This is a genomic window from Ruoffia sp. FAM 26255 (genome assembly GCF_045528525.1).
GTDB lineage: Bacteria > Bacillota > Bacilli > Lactobacillales > Aerococcaceae > Ruoffia > Ruoffia tabacinasalis.
Map to the genome: position 1 here is coordinate 1 of NZ_JBGQQX010000121.1, position 1,212 is coordinate 1,212.

General features: G+C 38.2%; 1 protein-coding gene. It reads right to left on the reverse strand.

Annotated features, from left to right (window positions below):
• Positions 1-67: 67 nt before the first annotated feature.
• Complete coding sequence (locus ACEN31_RS11520; RefSeq protein ID WP_407090316.1) at positions 68-1,120, reverse strand: IS30 family transposase; 1,053 nt, start codon at positions 1,118-1,120, stop codon at positions 68-70.
• Positions 1,121-1,212 lie beyond the last annotated feature (92 nt).

The window sequence follows — 1,212 nt, forward strand, 5'->3', positions numbered from 1 at the left end:
ACTTTTAGGTATAGGGTTTCCCCCATGGGGGAAATGTCGCTTTTCGATTCTTTTATAACTCAAGTCTTTATTCCATTAAAGACAATTCGGTCTGGTAGGCTTCTTGAGCGGACATTAAACCGAGTATGGATCGTATGCGTTTATTTATCTTACCAGCTGCTTCTGATATATAGTCAGAAGTAAAATGATGTAACGATTTACCTTTCGGTATAAACTCTCTTAAGAGTTTATTGAAATTCTCGTTAGACCCCCGTTCCCATGATGCGTAAGCATGACAAAAATAAATAGATAAATCATCGTTTTCAAGCTCAGATACTTTCGCAAACTCAGATCCATTATCAAATGTAATAGTTTTAAACTGATGAGGGCTGTTTTCTACAAGTGTTTGAAAAGCCGTTAATACAGTCTCGCTTTTATAATCCTCAATCTTCATTGCTATAGCGAAGCGTGTTTTCCGTTCGACTAATGTAATGGCTGCCGGCTCTTCTTTATGGCGTTTTCCCTTTACTAAGTCAGCTTCCCAATGACCAAATTCCGAGCGGTCTAACACACTTGATGCTCGGTCCGAAATACTGGTACCCAGAACTTTCTTATTTCGTCCCTTTGGACGACTGTGCTTATTTTTTCTTGGTTTCAAACGATACATCATAGGTAAATCATGGGGCTTGATACACAGCGCATTTTGTCGAATGTAGCGATAGACGGTTTTGAAACAAGGCACTCTTTCCTTAGGATGTTTTAAAGCATAGGAGATCACAAATGTTTTAATATTGTGAGTTCGCTCTTTTCCTTTGAAAACACCATTGTGGTGAGCTTTCTTTAATTTATACCAAAAGCGTCCAGAGTAAGCTTGCATACCTTTTGATTGACTGCGTTGTCTATTCTTTAAATAAGTGACTTCACCAAAGTCAGCTAGATACTTCTCGACTTTTTTACCTTGACTAATTTGGACGACGGTACCCCGTTTGATTTCACGTGAAATAGTTGATTTATTTCGGCCAAGCAAACGGGCAATCTCAGCTTGCTTTTTGTCTTCTTTTAGCCATTGTTCGATCAGTTCACGTTCCGTGAATTTCAAATGCCCTTTAGATTTCTTTGTGTTAAAATGAGTGTGTGACATGAAGATTCTCTCCTTATACTATGTTGTGGTGACTTAAGTATAACGAATCTTCATGTCTTTTTTTAGTGTTGCGTTTCATCTTACAACACACC